Genomic DNA, 16,977 nt, shown 5'->3' on the forward strand with positions numbered 1-16,977 from the left:
GGACACATTCCCGTAGCGGAATGGAGGCGGAGGGCCTCCGAAAGGTGCTTTCCGCCGTCGTCCGCCCTGCTTGCCTGCACCCCCAAAGCCCCGGAATTCCGGGGAAAATGGAGCTTCGGCCCGGCCGGAATGCAACTGTTGCGGTGCCCCGGAGCCACCCCGGACGCCGATTTGTTGGTGCGGAAATCTTCCGGTAGAGTATTTACTCGTTGCCCCCCTAGCTCAGTGGTAGAGCGCGTTCTTGGTAAGAACGAGGTCACCGGATCGATTCCGGTGGGGGGCTCTGAATGAGGGCCTGCGTCAAGGCGGTTTTGACCGGCTTGGCGCAGGTTTTTCTCATTCGTGGCGGTGTAGCTCAGTTGGTTAGAGCGCACGACTCATAATCGTGAGGTCGGGAGATCGAGCCTCCCCACCGCTACAGGCCAAGCCCCCGGAATATCCGAGATTCCGGGGGCTTTCCTGTTTCCCCGATCCGCAGTAGCTTGGCAGCAACTGGCGGACAGGGGATTCGGTGGATTTTTTCGCAGCGGTCATGGAACCGTTCCGGTGGCTGGTTTCGGTCATCATGGTCGCTTTCCACGACGGCTTGACGGGCCTGGGCATGCCGCCGTCCGACGGCTGGACGTGGACGCTGTCCATCATCGGGCTGGTGCTGGTGATCCGCGCCGCACTGGTTCCCGTGTTCCTGGCGCAGGTCAAGGCCCAGCGCCGGATGCGGCTGCTGCAGCCTGATTTGCTGGCGCTGCAGGAAAAGTATCGCGGTAAGACGGACCAGCTGTCCCGGCAGGCCATGGCCCAGGAACAGATGGCCTTGTACAGGAAGCACGGCACCAACCCGTTCTCGGCCTGCCTGCCCCTGCTGATCCAGGGGCCGTTCTTCCTGGGGCTCTTCCAGGTGCTGTCCGGGATTTCTAATGCCGCGGCGCGGGGTGAAGGCATCGGAGCGATGGGCCCGGACCAGGTGGCTCAGTTCGACTCGGCGAGTATCGCCGGCGTGCCGCTGTCCGCTTCGCTGCTTCACGGCAGCGGCAATCCCACAGCCCTTGCCGTGCTCGCCGTCGCCATGATCCTGGTGATGACCGCCTGCCAGTTCTTCACGCAGAAACTCGTGACCGCCCGGACCCTGGACGGGCAGGACGCTGACAGCCCCCTGGTGCGCCAGCAGAAGGTCCTCCTGTACGTCCTGCCGGTTGTCTTCGCCGCCGGCGGGGTCTTCTTCCCGATCGGGGTCCTGGTCTACTGGACGGTCTCCAACCTCTGGACCCTGGGGCAACAGTTCGTGGTGTCCCGGAAGCCTTGAGGGCCGGTCCTGGGCTTGTTCGCAAAACCACGGCCTGAAGGGGCCGGATCCGCGGACAAGCCCAGGACGAACCGGCGCCCCGGCCGGCCCAGCCCCTCTCAGCCCTGTTCGGCCCGGGGGTCCCGGCGGCAGAATGGTCCCCATGGGCAAACTGATCTACTCCGGACTCGCCTCCATTGACGGCTACACCGCGGACAAGGCCGGGAACTTTGACTGGGCTGCCCCGGACGAGGAAGTCCACGCCTTCATCAACGACCTGGAGCGCGATGTGGGCACCTCCCTGTATGGCAGGCGCATGTATGAGGTGATGAAGGTCTGGGAGACCATGGGCACGGCCGAGGACCCGCCCGTGATCCAGGACTATGCACGGATCTGGCGCAGCGCGGACAAGGTGGTCTACTCAAGCTCCCTGGGCAGCGTCTCCACTGACCGGACCCGCCTGGAGAGGCAGTTCCTGCCGGACGCCGTGCGGGACCTGGTGGCGGCCACGGAAGGAAGCATCAGCATCGGCGGCCCCACCCTGGCCGCCCATGCCCTGAGGGCGGGGCTGGTGGATGAGTGCCAGGTTTTCGTGACTCCTGCCGTGGTGGGCGGGGGCCTGCGGTTGTTTCCGGACGGCTTCGACGCCCGGTTCGAACTCCTGGATGAGCGGCGGTTCCCGGAAAGCGGCGTGGTGTACCTGCGCTACGGCGCCCGCTGAACCGCGGGCGCGCCGGACCGGGCCTGCACCGCGAAGAGGGTGAACAGCAGGGCCGCCAGGGCTGTTCCCACCAGGAGGAGCAAGCCGATCGAATAGCTGCGCGTCACGGCGTCGTACGTTGCGCCCATGACCAGCGGCGGGAAGTAGCCGCCCAGGCCGCCGGCCGCGCTGACGATGCCGCTGATGCTGCCCATCTTGCCGGCCGGCGACAGGACTCCCACCCAGGCGAAGACGCCGCCCGTTCCCAGGCCCAGCGCCGCGGCCATGGCGACGAACGTGGCACCAGCCGGGACCTCGCCGTCGGGCCGCAGGTTCACCACCCAGCCCAGGACGGCGACGGCGGCCAGCGAGACGAGCACCACCGGCTTGGGGCCCAGCTTGTCCGCCAGGACGCCGCCCACGGGGCGGGCCAGGACCGCCGCCAGGGCAAATCCGGCGGTACGGGCTCCGGCCCCGGCGGGATCGAAGCTGTAGACATCCCGCAGGTAGGTGGGCAGGTACGTGGCGAAGGACACGAAGCCGCCGAAGACTACGGCGTAGAGGAAACACATCTTCCACGTGACCGCGGTCCGGGCCGCATCGAGGAGCTTTGGCATCACGGGGGCGTGGTTGGGCGTCCAGCCGGGGGATTCCTTCATGAAGAACCACACCAGCGCCGCCATCACGGCCAGGACGCCGGCGATCAGCAGGTGGGTCGGGAAATAGCCGATCCCGGCCACGAGCCGCGGGTTCAGGAACGCCGCCAGCGCCGTCCCGCCCATCCCTGCCCCGAACACACCGGTGGCGAAGCCCCGGCGGGCAGGTTCGTACCAGGCGCTGACGAAGGGGATCCCGACCGCGAAGACCGTCCCGGCCACGCCGAGCAACAGCCCTGCCCCGAGCACCAGCGCGAAGGAACTGATGAGGCCACCGACGGCCACCAGGAGGATCGGGAGGATGGCGGCGAGCAGGACGAAGGTGAACATCGCCCTGCCCCCATACTTGTCAGTCAGGGTCCCCACCACGATCCGCCCCAGCGCGCCCACGAACACCGGCATGGCCACCAGGATCCCGGTCGTGGCGGGCGTCAGTTCCAGGTTCTGGGTGTAGAAGGCGCCCAAGGTTGCCACCGAGTTCCAGGCCCAAAAGCATGCCACCGACGCTGCCGTGGCAAGTGCCAGGTTCAGGCCGCGCCCCGTGGCCGCGGGGGTTGTTGTTCCGGACACTGTTGACTCCTTTGGGGACCTTTGGCTGGGCCGGGACCGGCCCGCCCGGTCGGGGCTAGCGGTTATGGGTGTCCCGGTCCGGTGTTCCCACCGGCGACCAGCCGCGCCGGGGCGCAACCTGCGACCGGGTGCCTGCTGCTGTGCGGTCCCGGCTGCGTCCGCCGGGCCCCGTAGTACGCCGGCCATTTGCCGTGTCCCGGGAGCGGTAGACGATGTACGGGCGGAACAGGTAATGCAGGGGAGCCGTGAAGGCGTGCACCAGCCGCGTGAACGGCCAGATGACGAACAGCGCCATCCCCACCAGGGTGTGCAGGTGGAACGAGAAGGGAGCGGCTGCCATCGCTGCCACATCCGGCTGGAAGATGAACAGCGAACGGAACCACGGCGCCACCGTCTCGCGGTAGTTGTGCCCGTGCTCGCCTTCGAAAACGCTCGCCAGGGTGGTCCAGAGACCGAACACAATGGCCGCCGTGAGCACCACGTACATGGTCTTGTCGTTCCTGGTGGTGGCCATGAACACAGGTCCGCTGGTCCGGCGGCGGTAAATCAGCAGGGCAATCCCGCCGAGGGTGGCCACGCCGGCGATGCCGCCCACCAGCAGCGCGTTGAAATGGTAGAACTCCTGGCTCATCCCAACCGCCTGGGTCCACGCCATGGGGATCACCAGGCCGAAGAAGTGCCCGGCGATCACCGCCAGCAGGCCGAAGTGGAAGAGGGGCGAGGCGATCCGGAGCAGCCGCGATTCGTACAGCTGGGAGGACCTGGTGGTCCACCCGAACTGGTCGTACCGGTAGCGCCACACCAGCCCGCCCACCAGCACCACCACCATGACGTACGGCAGGACGCCCCACAGCACGGTGTCCCACGTGGTGGTGACGACGGCGGTTCCGGGCCCCGCCTCCGACGCCACTTCGAGTGCGGGCATGGTCAGGTCCTCCTTACGGGCAGCAGCCGGGGATCATAGGGGTCCAGCCCCACGGCTTCGGTTGGGGGCCCGAGTCCGGCCATGCGCATCACGGCCTGCTCGTCCTGGGGCGATTTCCCGGGGAGCGTGGCGCAGACTGCGGCGAGGATCCGGGCCTGCGGCAGCCCGTCCCGGAGCAGCCCTAGGCGGAGCATCTCCAGGCTGGGGCGGTAACTCGCCAGCAGTTCGTGGCCCGCGGCGAAATCCACCCTGGCCGCATATTCGAGCACCATGGGCAGGTAGTCCGGCAGTTCGCCGTCCAGGTCCACGAGGACGTCGCTGCGCCGGTACGCCTCCTTGAACGCGGCCAGCACCTCGCCGCGACGGCGGGTGTCCCCGTCCGTCCAATAGCTCAGGTGCAGCGCGTGGCGCCGGCCGAGGTCGAACTCGCTGACGTACTGCGCCTGCAGGTCCATGGCGGGCGTGCGCTCCAGCAGGTCCAGCACCGGTGCGAAGTCCGGCAGGGCGCCGTCGAACTCGTTCAGGGCTGCCCGCATCAGCGGCACCCGGGCCACCAGCTCCGGGTCGGGGTAGGACAGGCACCAGGCGGCGGCCAGGTAAACCACCCGGTCCCGGCGGCTCACGGGCGCTCTCCTGGACCGGACCCGGCGCCGGGCGCCGTGGGAGTGTCCGGGAACAGGCCTGGCGGCGCTCCCCGGCCGTCCCAGTTCAGCAGGTTCACCCTGCCGCGCAGGCCCGGTCCCGACGCGATCTCGTCGGTGGTTTGCCGCTCCCGCAGCGCATGGAACGTGTCCACGGCTACCGGGACGGGCCTGCCGCTTGCCTCGCCGAGCGGTGAGGAATCCTGCATGCCCGGTCCGCCGTCGAAATCCAGGGAACAGCCCAGCTCCTCCAGGTCGTGGGCCTGCTCCACATGGGCCTTGGGGATGACGTAGCGCTCGCTGTACTTGGCGATGGCCATCAGCCGGTACATCTCATACATGGACTGCCCGTCCATGCCCACCGACCCGGCGATCGACTCGTCCGGGTCTTCGCCCAGGCTGATGCCGCGCATGAAGGAACGCATCGCCGCCAGCCTCCGGAGCACGGCGGTGACCCGTTCCGTGTCCCCGGCCGTGAAGAGCTCGGCGAGGTACTCCACCGGAATCCGGAGCGCGTCAATGGCGCCGAACAGGTTGCCGGCGTCCTCGCCGTCGTGGCCCTGGTCGCGCAGCAGGTCGACCACGGGCGACAGTGGCGGCACGTACCAGACCATCGGCATCGTCCGGTACTCCGGGTGCAGCGGCAGGGCCACTTTGTAGACCTTGGCCAGCGCATAGACGGGGGAGCGGCGGGCTGCGTCGATCCAGTCCTCGGGGATGCCCTGCGCCCGCGCCTCGGCCTGGACGGCGGGGTCGTGGGGATCCAGGAGGACGTTCATCTGGGCGTCGTAGAGGTCCTGCGGGTCGGTGACGGACGCAGCCGCGGTGACGGCATCGGCGTCGTACAAAAACAACCCGAGGTAGCGCAGCCGGCCCACGCAGGTCTCGGAACAGACGGTGGGCAGGCCCACCTCCACGCGGGGGTAGCAGAACGTGCACTTCTCTGCCTTGCCGGTCTTGTGGTTGAAGTAGATCTTCTTGTAGGGGCAGCCGGTGACGCACTGGCGCCAGCCGCGGCACCGGTCCTGGTCCACCAGGACAATCCCGTCCTCCACCCGCTTGTAGATCGCCCCGGAGGGGCAGGAGGCCATGCAGGACGGGTTCAGGCAGTGCTCGCAGATCCGGGGCAGGTAGAACATGAAGGTCTGCTCGTAGGCGAACCTGATCTTGTCCTCGGACTCGCGCCGGACCCTTTCCACCAGCGGGTCGAGGTGGCCGTTGTCCCGGGAGCCGCCCAGGTTGTCGTCCCAGTTGGCGGACCAGGTGATTTTGGTGTCCTCGCCGGTGATGAGCGACTTGGGACGGGCCACGGGGAAATCGTCGCCGAGCGGGGCGTCCACGAGGGTCTTGTAGTCATAGGTCCAGGGCTCGTAGTAGTCCTTGAGCTCGGGCTGGACCGGGCTGGCGAAGATGCCGAACAGCTTCTTCACCCTGCCGCCGGCCCTCAGGACAAGCCTGCCGCGCTTGTTCAGCGACCAGCCGCCGTACCAGCGGTCCTGGTCCTCGTAGCGGCGCGGGTAGCCCTGCCCGGGCCGGGTTTCCACGTTGTTGAACCAGACGTATTCGGTGCCGGCGCGGTTGGTCCAGGCCTGCTTGCAGGTCACGGAGCACGTGTGGCAGCCGATGCACTTGTCCAGGTTCATCACCATGCCCATCTGGGCCATCACCCGCATCAGTACTGCACCTCCTGGGACCGGCGGCGGACGGTGGCCACCATGTCGCGCTGGTTTCCGGTGGGGCCAAGGTAGTTGAAGGCGTAGGCCAGCTGGGCGTAGCCGCCGATCAGGTGCGAGGGTTTGACCAGCAGCCGGGTCACGGAGTTGTGGATGCCGCCGCGCCTGCCGGTGGCCTCGGACTTGGGGACGTCGATGGTGCGCTCCTGGGCGTGGTGGACGTACACCACGCCGGCCGGCATCCGGTGGCTGACGATGGCGCGCGCCACCAGGACCCCGTTGACGTTCACGCACTCCACCCAGTCGTTGTCCCGGACCTTGATCGCGTCCGCGTCCGCCGGGCTCATCCACACGGTGGGGCCGCCCCGGGAGAGCGACAGCATCAGCAGGTTGTCCTGGTACTCGGAGTGGATGGACCATTTGGAATGCGGGGTCAGATACCTGACCGTCACTTCCATGGACCCGTCAGAGCCCAGCCGCGGTTCGCCGAAGAGCCGGTGCATGTCCAGCGGCGGCCGGTAGATGGGCAGGGCCTCGCCGATGTCCGTCATCCAGTCGTGGTCCAGGAAGAAGTGCATCCGCCCGGTCAGGGTGTGGAAGGGCTTGAGCCGTTCGATGTTGATGGTGAACGGTGCGTACCGGCGCCCGCCCGTCTCGGAACCGGACCATTCCGGCGACGTGATCACCGGCACCGGGCCGGCCTGCGTCTGGGCGAAGGTGATGGATTTCTCCTCGGAGCCTTCCGAGAGGTCCGCCAGCTTCCTCCCGGTGCGCACCTCGAGGTCCTTGAACCCCTGCACCGACAAGGCGCCGTTGGTGGTCCCGGAGAAGGCCAGGATCGCCTCGGCCATCTTCGCGTCGGTGTCCATTGCGGGGCGGCCGTCCGCGGCGCCGCCGAGCATCACGCCGTTGGACCGGCTGAGCCGTTCCAGCGGTCCGGCCAGTTTGTAGGTGACGTTCTTGACGGTGAAGCCCAGCCTGTCAGCCAGGGGCCCGACGGCGGCAAGCTTGTCCGCGATGGCCGTATAGTCCCGCTCCACCACAGAGAAGACGGGCATGTTCTGCCCGGGCACGGCCGGGATGTCCGGGTTCCGCCAGTCCCGTACCACGCCGCCGGGCTGGGCGAGCTGACCGGGGGTGTCATGCTGCAGCGGCACGCTGACAAGGTCCCGCCGCACGCCGAGGTGGGTCCTTGCCTGGCGGGAGAACTCGCGGGCCAGCAGGTGGAAGGTGTCGAAGTCGGTCTTGGTTTCCCAGGGCGGGTCGATGGCCGGGCTGAAGGCGTGGACGAACGGGTGCATGTCCGTGGAGGACAGATCGTTCTTTTCGTACCAGGTGGCCGCCGGGAACACGACGTCCGACAGCAGTGTGGTGGAGGTCATGCGGAAGTCGGCGGACACCAAAAGGTCCAGCTTTCCTTCCGGTGCCTGGTCGTGCCAGGCAACGTCCCGTGGTTTGAGTTCGGCGGCACTGTCCGGGCCCATGACGTTGTTGTGCGTCCCCAGCAGGTTGCGGAGGAAGTACTCGTTGCCCTTGGCGGAGGAGCCGAACAAGTTGGAGCGCCACAGCACGAGGGTCCGCGGCCAGTTGGCCGGGGCGTCCACGTCCTCGATGGCCGGGTTGAGGGTGCGGTTCTTCAGTGCTTCGGCGATGTAGGCGGGGGCGTTGGCAGCTGCGCCGGCGGCGACGGCGGCCTCCGCCTCGTCCGCGACGTCCAGCGGGTTCCGGTCGAACTGCGGGTAGAAGGGCATCCAGCCCAGCCGGGCGGACTGGGCAAGCGCGTCCGCCGTGTGCATGCCGTCCAGGTTGCCGGTGGACAACGGCGACTTCAGCGCATCCGCGGAGTAGCCGTCCTGCCGCCACTGGTCCGTGTGCATGTACCAGTAGCCGGTGCCGATCATGGTGCGCGGCGGCCGGGACCAGTCCAGGGCGTTGGCCAGGGATACCCAGCCGGTCACGGGCCGGGTCTTCTCCTGTCCCACGTAATGCGCCCAGCCCCCGCCGTTGCGGCCCATGCAGCCGGTGAGCATGACCAGGGCCAGGACCGCCCGGTAGGTGGTGTCGCCGTGGAACCACTGGCAGATGCCGGCGCCCATGATGATCATGGACCGGCCCTTGGACTGCTCTGCGTTGCGGGCGAATTCGCGGGCCACCCGGATGCACGCCTGCGCGGGGACGCTGGTGATTTCCTCCTGCCACGCGGGTGTGTAGGGGGTGGCGGCGTCCCCGTACCCCGCGGCCCAGTCGCCGGGCAGCCCCTCGCGGCCCACCCCGTACTGGGCCAGCATGAGGTCGAACACGGTGGTCACCAGCCCGCCGTTGACCTCGATGACCGGCACGCCCCGCCGCAGGATGCTGCCGTCGCCGCCGGGGTCCTCGAAGCAGGGGAGGAGGATCTCGGCGCTCTCCGCGGAGACTTCCCGAAGGGACAGGGCAGGTTCGAGTCCTTCGAGGTCGAGGTTCCATTTGCCCTCGCCGCTGCCTGAGTACCGGAACCCCATGGACCCGTTGGGCACCGCCGGGCGGCCGGCCTTTGTGTCGAACAGGACGGTGCGGAACGCCGCGTCCTCGGCCGTGGACTCCCCGGGGACGTCAAGGGCGGTGAGGAATTTCGACGGCGTCAGCGCGCCGTCGTCGTTCCTTGCCAGCCGGACCAGGAACGGAAGGTCCGTGTACTGCTTCACATAGTCGGTGAAGAAGGGCACCTGCCGGTCCACGAAGAACTCCTTGAGCATCACGTGCCCCATCGCCATGGCCAGCGCGGCGTCTGTCCCGGCCTGGGCAGGCAGCCACTCGTCCGCGAACTTCGTGTTGTCCGCATAGTCCGGGCTGACCGTGACCACCTTGGTGCCCCGGTAGCGGACCTCCGCCATCCAGTGGGCATCCGGGGTGCGGGTAACGGGGACGTTGGAGCCCCACATCATCAGGTACCGCGCGTCCCACCAGTCCCCGGATTCCGGAACGTCGGTCTGGTCCCCGAACACCTGCGGGCTGGCTACCGGCAGATCCGCATACCAGTCGTAGAAGGAGGTCATCACCCCGCCGATGAGCTGGATGAACCGGGTTCCCACCGCGTGGGACACCATGGACATCGCCGGGATGGGGGAGAAGCCCGCACAGCGGTCCGGGCCGTAGGTCTTGATGGTGTTCACGTGCGCTGCGGCCGCAATCTCGATCGCTTCCTGCCACGACACGCGCACCAGTCCGCCCTTGCCGCGGGCCTGCTGGTAGCGGCGCCGCTTTTCCGGGTCCGCCGCTATTTCGGCGAAGGCAAGCACCGGATCACCGAGCCGGGCCCTCGCTTCGCGGTACATCTCCACCAGGACCCCGCGGGCGTACGGGAAGCGGACGCGGGTGGGGGAGTAGGTGTACCAGGAAAAGGCCGCCCCGCGCGGGCAGCCCCTGGGTTCGTATTCCGGGCTGTCCGGGCCCACGGACGGGTAATCGGTCTGCTGCGACTCCCAGGTGATGATGCCGTCCTTGACATACACCTTCCAGGAACAGGACCCCGTGCAGTTCACGCCGTGGGTGGAGCGGACCACTTTGTCGTGGCTCCAACGGTCCCGGTAGAAGATGTCGCCCTTGCGGCCGCCTTCCCGAAACACCGCCCTGCCGTCCCCTGTCTGGTCCCATTTCGTGAAGAAACGGCCCAGCTTCAACATCGTCTCTGAGGCGGGTCCATCCAACCCCGCTCTGGGTCCGGCAGCCATTCCTTCAAGCTAGGGTGGGGCCGGAAAGCCGGGCTAGGGCACAAAGGCCCTGTTCAGGGCCGCCTGGGCCCTTGGAATTATCCCCGGGGCAGGCAGAATGGGTGCATGACACGCATCGCCATCATCGGCGGCCACGGCAAAGTGGCCCTCCTCCTGTCCGCCATGCTTGCCGACGAGGGCCACAGCGTCACCTCGTTCATCCGGAATCCGGACCATTCCGCCGACGTTGCGGGTGCCGGTGCCACGCCGGTGGTCCTGGACGTGGAGAATGCAACGACGGCGGACATCGCCGAGGCGCTGGAAGGCCACGACGCCGTGGTCTGGTCCGCCGGCGCCGGCGGCGGCAACCCGGGCCGCACCTACGCCGTGGACCGGGACGCCGCCATCCGGTCGATGGATGCCGCAGCCCAGGCCGGGGTGGACCGGTATGTCATGGTCTCCTACCTGGGTGCCGGCAAAAACCACGGCGTGCCGGAAGACAACAGCTTCTACGCCTATGCGGAGGCCAAGGCGGCCGCGGACGAATACCTGCGCGGCAGCGGACTGGCGTGGACCATCCTGGGCCCCGGAGCGCTGACGGACAAGCCCGGGACCGGGCTGATCGACGTCGATCCGGCGCCCGGGGGCTCCCGGGAAACCTCACGGGCCAACACGGCGATCGTGGCGGCGGCAGTTCTGGACCTGCCGCAAACCGCTGGCCGGACCATTGAATTCCGGGACGGCACGCTGCCCGTGGCAGCAGCCTTGGAACCGCGGCCGTAGCCGGTCCCGGACAGTTGGTCCGGGGACCGGTGCCGGGATGCTGTTGACCTTCCCCTGCAGGGCGCGAATAATGGATCCGGAAGTAAATTTAGATTCAAAATAAATATCCCCCTTGCTGAAGAAAAGGATCGAGCCTTGTCCACCACTGCCACCTTGGCAACCCTGTCCGACTCTGACCGTCTGGCTGACCCGAACTGGTGGCGCCAGGCGTCCGTGTACCAGATCTACCCGCGCAGCTTCGCCGACTCCAACGGCGACGGCATCGGCGACCTCAAGGGCATCACGGCGAAGGTCCCGTACCTGAAAACGCTGGGTATCGACGCCGTCTGGCTGAGCCCCTTCTACCCTTCGGCCCTGGCTGACGGCGGCTACGACGTTGACGACTACCGCGACGTGGACCCCAAGCTGGGCACTTTGGAGGACTTCGACGAGATGGCCAAGGCCCTGCACGGGGCCGGCATCAAGCTGATTGCCGACATCGTCCCCAACCACTCCTCGAACCGGCACAAGTGGTTCCAGGAGGCCCTGGCCTCGCCGAAGGGCTCACCTGCCCGCGACCGCTACATCTTCCGCGACGGCAAGGGCCCCAACGGCGAGTTCCCGCCGTCGGACTGGGACTCCGTGTTCGGCGGGCCCGCCTGGGAGCGCATCACTGAGCCGGACGGCACCCCGGGCCAGTGGTACATGCACATCTTCGCCAAGGAGCAGCCGGACCTGAACTGGTCCAACCGGGAAATCCGCGAGGACTTCCTCAAGACCCTGCGCTTCTGGTCCGACCGCGGCGTTGACGGCTTCCGCGTGGACGTGGCCCACGCCCTCACCAAGGACCTCACCGAGCCGCTGCTCTCCAAGCTGGAACTGAGCGCGGCCAACACCGGCGTGGACGGGTTCGACGACGGCACGCACCCGTTCTGGGACCGGGACGAAGTCCATGAGATCTACGCCGAATGGCGCGAAGTGTTCAACGAATACAACCCTCCGCGCACCGCCGTCGCCGAAGCCTGGGTGCACGCCACCCGCCGCGCCCGCTACGCGAGCCCCCAGGGCCTTGGCCAGGCCTTCAACTTCGACCTGCTGCAGGCCGATTTCGACGCGGCGGAGTACCGGGAAATCATCACCCGCAACCTCGCGGAGGCCGCCGCCACCGGCGCTTCCTCCACCTGGGTCTTCTCCAACCACGACGTCGTCCGCCATGCCACCCGCTACGGCCTGCCGCAGGTGGCCAAGGAAAAGGCCGGCACCAAGGGCCAGGACGGCAAGGACTGGCTGCTCGCAGGCGGCCCGAAGGACCAGCTGGATGTTGAACTCGGCGAGCGCCGTGCCCGCGCTGCCACCTTGCTGATGCTCGCTGTGCCGGGCTCCGCCTACCTCTACCAGGGTGAGGAGCTGGGCCTGCAGGAGGTTGCCGAGATTCCGGACTCCGAGCGGCAGGACCCGTCCTTCTTCCGCAACAAGGGAGTGGAGATCGGCCGCGACGGTTGCCGCGTGCCGCTGCCGTGGAAGGTGGAGGGAACCTCCTTCGGCTTCGGCGACGGCGGTTCCCACCTGCCGCAGCCGGACTGGTTCAGCAAGTACGCCGTCGAGGCGCAGGACGGAACGGAAGGCTCCACCCTGGAGCTCTACCGGACGGCCCTCAAGCTGCGCCGGGAACTGCAGACAAGCGAGGACCTCGAATGGGTGGAAAACGGCAATCCTGACGTGCTGCACTTCAGGCGCCCCAACGGCTGGCAGTCCGTGACCAACTTCGGGAACACCGCCGTGGACCTTCCGGCCGGCAAGGTGCTGGTCAGCAGCGGCCCGCTCGAGGACGGCAAGCTGCCCGCCAACACCACCGCATGGCTGCGCTGATGCGCGGCCGCGGCGAAGGCGCGGCCCGCTGATGCGGGAGCTGATCTACGGGTGCATGGGCCTGGGCGGCAGCTGGTCCGACGAGCCACATGGCAGCCATCATGTGGACGAGGCCGCGGCAGCCGTCCAGGCCGCCCTGGACGCCGGCATCACCTTGTTCGACCATGCGGACATCTACCGGAACGGCAAGTCGGAGGCGGTCTTTGGTGAGGTCCTCGCGGCCACGCCGGGGCTCCGGGAACGCATCAGGCTGCAAACCAAGTGCGGCATCAGGCTCAATGAGCGCGGCCTGCAAACGCACTACGACCTCAGCCGCGAAGCCATCCTTGAGCGTGTCAACGGCAGCCTCAAAAGGCTCCGGACGGACTACGTCGACATTCTCCTGCTGCACCGCCCCGACCCCCTGTCCGATCCTGCCGAGGTGGCATCCGCCGTCGGGCAGCTGATGGCGGAAGGCAAGGTCCGGCAGCTGGGTGTCTCCAACATGTCCGGGCCGCAGATTGAGGCGCTGCAGGACCGGCTGGAGACGCCGGTGGTGGCAAACCAGCTTGAAATGAGCCTGCTCAAGCGCGCCTGGCTGGAGAGCCAGGTCCTGGTCAACCATCCCGGCCACCTGGACTACAGCTTCCCGCACGGCACCGTGGAGTTCTGCACGCGCAACAACATCACGCTGCAGGCCTATGGTTCGCTGGCCCGCGGGGCTTATACCGGCGTGGAACCGGAGACCCCGGCTTCCCCGGAGGCAGCCACCACGGAACTCGTGGCGCAGCTGGCGGCGGGGTACGGCACCACCGGCGAAGCTGTGCTGCTGGGCTGGCTGATGAAGCACCCGGCAGGCATCGCCCCGGTGATCGGAACGGTCAAACCGGACCGGATCCGGGCCTGCGCCGACGCCGCCCGCGTGGCGGAGGCCATGTCGCGGCCCGACTGGTACAAACTCTGGGTGACGGCGCGGGGCAGCAACATCCCCTGACCCCACCCAACCACGTAGCAGCAAGTGCCGTTTTGGAGCGCGGAACGGCACTTGCTGCTACCTGCATTCGCCACGGGACCGGTCATATCCCGTTTAGTTCGTATTGATCCTCACAAGCTGGCCGTTTTCTTCACCGCGCCGCTTGCGGGCCGGATACGGTAGATACATGACGTCTACCATCGCCACCGAGACCGTAAGGCCGGAACGCAATATCCCTGCAGAGATCGCCCGCTCCTGGCTCCTCGTGAACGCCATGAAGCCGGAACTGTTCGACCAGTCGGCCGTGTCCCGCGCCGACTCGATCATCCTGGATATTGAAGATGCCGTGGACCCTTCCCAGAAGGACCAGGCCCGGAACAACGTGATCGACTGGCTCACGGCCGGCGGCAAGGCCTGGGTCCGCATCAACGACGCCACCAGCCCGTTCTGGGCCGATGACCTTGCCGGCCTGCGGGGCACCCCCGGCCTGCTCGGCGTCATGCTCGCCAAGACCGAATCCGCGGACCAGGTCACCGAGAGCTTCCACCGCATGGACGGCAAGACCCCCGTCATTCCGTTGGTGGAATCCGCCGTCGGCATCGAGGAAGCCAACAACATCGCCAAGGCCCAGGGCGCCTTCCGCCTGGCCTTCGGCTCCGGCGACTTCCGCCGCGACACCGGCATGGCCGCCACCCCCGAGGCCATGGCCTACCCGCGCGCCAAGCTCGTCGTGGCCAGCCGCGTGGGCAACCTGCCGGGCCCCATCGACGGACCCACCGTGGGCACCAACCACCCCATCCTGCGCGAGCAGACCGGCATTACCGTGATGATGGGCATGACCGGCAAGCTGTGCCTGGCCATCGACCAGACCCCCGTCATCAACGAGGTCATCAGCCCCACGCCGTCCGACGTCGCCTGGGCCACCGACTTCATGGCGGACTTCGAAGCCAACGGCCGCGTCATCCGTGACGGCTCCGACCTGCCCCGCCTGGGCCGCGCCGAGAAGATCATGAAGCTCGCGGTCGCCTTCGGGGTGCAGCCCGCACTGTAGTGCCGCCCACATATCTTCAGGAGGCCCCGTTGACCGATACCCGCTATCTGGTCCACGGGGTCTTTTGGGATGGGCCGGCTTCCATGGCAGCGGGCGCTGCCATGGCAGCTGACGACGGCGGTGCCCCGGTTTTGCGCCTCCAGTCGCCGGACGGCGAGTTCCGGCAGCTCGGCCTCCACGCCGGCGCGCGCCTGGGCTTTGAGGTGGTCCAGCCGGGCAGGTCCTGCCTGGGGCACGTGGTGGTTCATTCCCCATCGCGGCGGGAACACATCCTGTGTACGGCTGGGGCCCCGGCATCGAAGGGAAAGCAGTGCGAACGCTGCTTCATGCTGGACGAATCCCGGCTGATGCACGACTTCCACCGCGGCGGCCGGGTCACTCCGGGGCTGCGGGACTACCTGATGCAGGAACACTGGCTCTATGTGGCCACCTTCGCCGGCGGTGCCACCAAGGTGGGGACGGCGTCCGGCCCTCGGAAGTGGAACCGGCTCGCGGAGCAGGGCGCCGCTGCCGCGAGGTACGTGGCGCGGGCGGAGGACGGCCGGGTGGTGCGTATCCTCGAGGACCTGGTGAGCTCGGAAGCCGGGTTGACGCAGCAGATCCGGTCCGCAGCCAAGGCGGACGCCCTGCTGCAGCCGCTCCCGCCCAGGCAGCTGGACGCCATCAATACCCGCGCCGCCGCCCGGGTGCGGGCGCTGCTGGCGCGCACCGCCGTCGACGGCTTCGAGGCGGTGGAGGAGCAATGGGTCCGGCCGGCCCGGGCCGACGCCCTCTACGGGAGTGACGCTTTCCGCCACGCCTACCCGCACCCGCTGGACACAGGCCGGCACGGCTTCGACATCGCCGCGCTGAGCGGGCCGAACGCACTGGCCCGGCTGGACGGCACCGGTGCCGAGTTCGTGGTCAACCTGTCCCAACTGGCCGCCCGGACCATAGTCCTGGGTGACTATGCCTCGGCGGTGCCGGCGATCCAGGAGTCCCTGTTCTGACGGCCCGGTAAACTGGCTGGGTGCTGAACGAATTCTGGGCCACCGCGCCAACCCGCTACAAAGTCCTGGTCTTCAGCGCGATGGGACTGATCGCCGTAGGCATCATCCTCAACCTGGTGGGCAACACCAGCGGCAACCAAGGGCTGGCCATGGCCTCCCTGCCGCTGATCGGTCTGGGCCTCGTCCTGCATGTGGCCGGCATCGTGGTCCGTGGCCAGGCGATCCGCAAGAATCTCCGCCGCTAGCCGCCGCCGGAACGGTAACGGCGGGCTTTTCCGGCCGCCACTGACCGGGCGATAGGCTGGAGGCCATGACTATCAATCCGGACCTGCAGGGGCGAAGCTACCCTGCCGCAGAGGTGTACGACGTCGGACGCGAGAAGATCCGCGAGTTTGCCCGCGCCGTCAAAGCCACCCACCCTGCACATTTCGACCTCGACGCAGCCAAGGCCCTGGGCCACCGCGACCTCGTGGCCCCGCCCACGTTCGCCATCATCATCGCCCAGCGCGCCGACGCCCAGCTGATCGAGGATCCGGCAGCCGGCATCGATTTCTCCCGCGTGGTCCACGCCGACCAGCGCTTCACGCACCACCGGCCCATCGTCGCCGGGGACCGCCTCATCGCGGAACTGCACGTCGACGGCGTCCGGGCCATGGGCGGCGGCGCCATGATCACCACCCGCTCAGAGATCTTCGCCCTCGGCGACGGCGACGCCCGCGAACACGTCACCACCACCACGTCATCCATCCTGGTCCGCGGAGAGGGACAGTAACCATGAGCCCCACCTTCAACGAACTCAGCGCCGGCCAGGAGATCGGCAGCCGCACCATCGAGGTCACCCGCACCGACCTGGTCAAGTACGCCGGCGCGTCCGGCGACTTCAACCCCATCCACTGGAACGAGGCCTTCGCCACGAGCGTGGAACTGCCCGGCGTCATCGCCCACGGCATGTTCACCATGGGCTCCGCCGTCCAGCTGGTCAGCGACTGGGCGGGTGACCCGGGCGCCGTCGTCGATTTCCAGACCCGCTTCACCAAGCCCGTCCTGGTCGCCGACACCACGGGCACGCAGGAGCCCGGCGCCACCATCGAGGTCAGCGGCACCATCGGCAAGCTCGACGCCGATGCCGGCACCGCGCGTGTGGACCTCACCGTCGTCTCGGCCGGGCAGAAGGTCCTGATGAAGGCCCAGGCGCTCGTCAAGCTGTCTTGAGCGCCCGCC

General features: G+C 68.0%; 15 protein-coding genes and 2 tRNA genes. 12 read left to right on the forward strand and 5 right to left on the reverse strand.

Features of this window, described 5'->3' with window-relative positions; genetic code table 11:
- Positions 1-211: 211 nt before the first annotated feature.
- The 4 genes from K4G53_RS14690 to K4G53_RS14705 all read left to right on the forward strand — a co-directional run bounded on the left by K4G53_RS14690 (position 212) and on the right by K4G53_RS14705 (position 2,000).
- Positions 212-283 (forward strand) — tRNA-Thr (locus K4G53_RS14690).
- Between the two features lie 61 nt (positions 284-344).
- A tRNA-Met gene (locus K4G53_RS14695) sits at positions 345-418 on the forward strand.
- 93 nt (positions 419-511) lie between these two features.
- Positions 512-1,300: a membrane protein insertase YidC gene (gene yidC, locus K4G53_RS14700; protein ID WP_221386412.1), complete on the forward strand. Its 789-nt coding sequence runs from the start codon at positions 512-514 to the stop codon at positions 1,298-1,300.
- 142 nt (positions 1,301-1,442) lie between these two features.
- Entirely contained in the window at positions 1,443-2,000 is a 558-nt protein-coding gene (locus K4G53_RS14705; protein WP_221386413.1) for a dihydrofolate reductase family protein, read from the forward strand.
- On the opposite strand, the gene K4G53_RS14710 is transcribed toward K4G53_RS14705, so the two are convergent.
- From K4G53_RS14710 to K4G53_RS14730, 5 genes are read right to left on the reverse strand one after another with little or no spacing between them, the layout of a single operon-like run.
- Positions 1,985-3,205: a nitrate/nitrite transporter gene (locus K4G53_RS14710; protein WP_221386414.1), complete on the reverse strand. Its 1,221-nt coding sequence runs from the start codon at positions 3,203-3,205 to the stop codon at positions 1,985-1,987. The genes K4G53_RS14705 and K4G53_RS14710 overlap by 16 nt on opposite strands.
- Before the next feature lie 55 nt (positions 3,206-3,260).
- Positions 3,261-4,130, reverse strand: a complete 870-nt coding sequence (gene narI, locus K4G53_RS14715) for a respiratory nitrate reductase subunit gamma (RefSeq protein WP_221386415.1) — start codon at positions 4,128-4,130, stop codon at positions 3,261-3,263.
- A 2-nt stretch (positions 4,131-4,132) separates the two neighbouring features.
- Positions 4,133-4,753: a nitrate reductase molybdenum cofactor assembly chaperone gene (narJ, locus tag K4G53_RS14720; RefSeq protein WP_221386416.1), complete on the reverse strand. Its 621-nt coding sequence runs from the start codon at positions 4,751-4,753 to the stop codon at positions 4,133-4,135.
- Entirely contained in the window at positions 4,750-6,444 is a 1,695-nt protein-coding gene (gene narH, locus K4G53_RS14725) for a nitrate reductase subunit beta (protein WP_221386417.1), read from the reverse strand. The genes narJ and narH overlap by 4 nt, the downstream gene beginning before the upstream one ends.
- Complete coding sequence (locus K4G53_RS14730; RefSeq protein ID WP_221386418.1) at positions 6,444-10,154, reverse strand: nitrate reductase subunit alpha; 3,711 nt, start codon at positions 10,152-10,154, stop codon at positions 6,444-6,446. Before K4G53_RS14730 ends, narH begins: the two co-directional genes overlap by 1 nt.
- A 105-nt stretch (positions 10,155-10,259) precedes the next feature.
- Here K4G53_RS14730 and K4G53_RS14735 point away from each other — a divergent pair, with 105 nt between their 5' ends.
- From K4G53_RS14735 to K4G53_RS14770, 8 genes are all read left to right on the forward strand, one after another.
- Entirely contained in the window at positions 10,260-10,916 is a 657-nt protein-coding gene (locus K4G53_RS14735) for an SDR family oxidoreductase (protein ID WP_221386419.1), read from the forward strand.
- A gap of 135 nt (positions 10,917-11,051) precedes the next feature.
- Positions 11,052-12,764: a glycoside hydrolase family 13 protein gene (locus K4G53_RS14740; RefSeq protein WP_221386420.1), complete on the forward strand. Its 1,713-nt coding sequence runs from the start codon at positions 11,052-11,054 to the stop codon at positions 12,762-12,764.
- Between the two features lie 31 nt (positions 12,765-12,795).
- Complete coding sequence (locus tag K4G53_RS14745) at positions 12,796-13,737, forward strand: aldo/keto reductase family oxidoreductase (protein ID WP_221386421.1); 942 nt, start codon at positions 12,796-12,798, stop codon at positions 13,735-13,737.
- A 166-nt stretch (positions 13,738-13,903) separates the two neighbouring features.
- Positions 13,904-14,767: a CoA ester lyase gene (locus K4G53_RS14750; RefSeq protein WP_138133122.1), complete on the forward strand. Its 864-nt coding sequence runs from the start codon at positions 13,904-13,906 to the stop codon at positions 14,765-14,767.
- 29 nt (positions 14,768-14,796) lie between these two features.
- Complete coding sequence (locus K4G53_RS14755) at positions 14,797-15,756, forward strand: DUF2797 domain-containing protein (protein ID WP_221386422.1); 960 nt, start codon at positions 14,797-14,799, stop codon at positions 15,754-15,756.
- 20 nt (positions 15,757-15,776) lie between these two features.
- Entirely contained in the window at positions 15,777-16,001 is a 225-nt protein-coding gene (locus K4G53_RS14760) for a DUF3188 domain-containing protein (RefSeq protein WP_221386423.1), read from the forward strand.
- Positions 16,002-16,066: 65 nt separating this feature from the next.
- On the forward strand, positions 16,067-16,528 hold the full coding sequence (locus K4G53_RS14765; RefSeq protein WP_221386424.1) for a MaoC family dehydratase N-terminal domain-containing protein: 462 nt from the start codon (positions 16,067-16,069) through the stop codon (positions 16,526-16,528).
- 2 nt (positions 16,529-16,530) lie between these two features.
- A complete protein-coding gene (locus tag K4G53_RS14770; protein ID WP_221386425.1) occupies positions 16,531-16,968 on the forward strand; it encodes a MaoC family dehydratase in 438 nt (145 codons plus the stop codon).
- The last annotated feature ends 9 nt before the right edge of the window (positions 16,969-16,977 follow it).

It is taken from the genome of Arthrobacter sp. MAHUQ-56 (genome assembly GCF_019710585.1).
Classification (GTDB): Bacteria; Actinomycetota; Actinomycetes; order Actinomycetales; family Micrococcaceae; genus Arthrobacter.

Coding starts and splice junctions, on each gene's coding strand:
- K4G53_RS14705 (WP_221386413.1), top strand. CDS start 1,443: ATGGGCAAACTGATCTACTCCGGACTCGCCTCCATTGACGGCTACACC.
- narI (WP_221386415.1), bottom strand. CDS start 4,130: ATGCCCGCACTCGAAGTGGCGTCGGAGGCGGGGCCCGGAACCGCCGTC.
- narH (WP_221386417.1), bottom strand. CDS start 6,444: ATGCGGGTGATGGCCCAGATGGGCATGGTGATGAACCTGGACAAGTGC.
- K4G53_RS14730 (WP_221386418.1), bottom strand. CDS start 10,154: ATGGCTGCCGGACCCAGAGCGGGGTTGGATGGACCCGCCTCAGAGACG.
- K4G53_RS14735 (WP_221386419.1), top strand. CDS start 10,260: ATGACACGCATCGCCATCATCGGCGGCCACGGCAAAGTGGCCCTCCTC.
- K4G53_RS14745 (WP_221386421.1), top strand. CDS start 12,796: ATGCGGGAGCTGATCTACGGGTGCATGGGCCTGGGCGGCAGCTGGTCC.
- K4G53_RS14750 (WP_138133122.1), top strand. CDS start 13,904: ATGACGTCTACCATCGCCACCGAGACCGTAAGGCCGGAACGCAATATC.
- K4G53_RS14765 (WP_221386424.1), top strand. CDS start 16,067: ATGACTATCAATCCGGACCTGCAGGGGCGAAGCTACCCTGCCGCAGAG.
- K4G53_RS14770 (WP_221386425.1), top strand. CDS start 16,531: ATGAGCCCCACCTTCAACGAACTCAGCGCCGGCCAGGAGATCGGCAGC.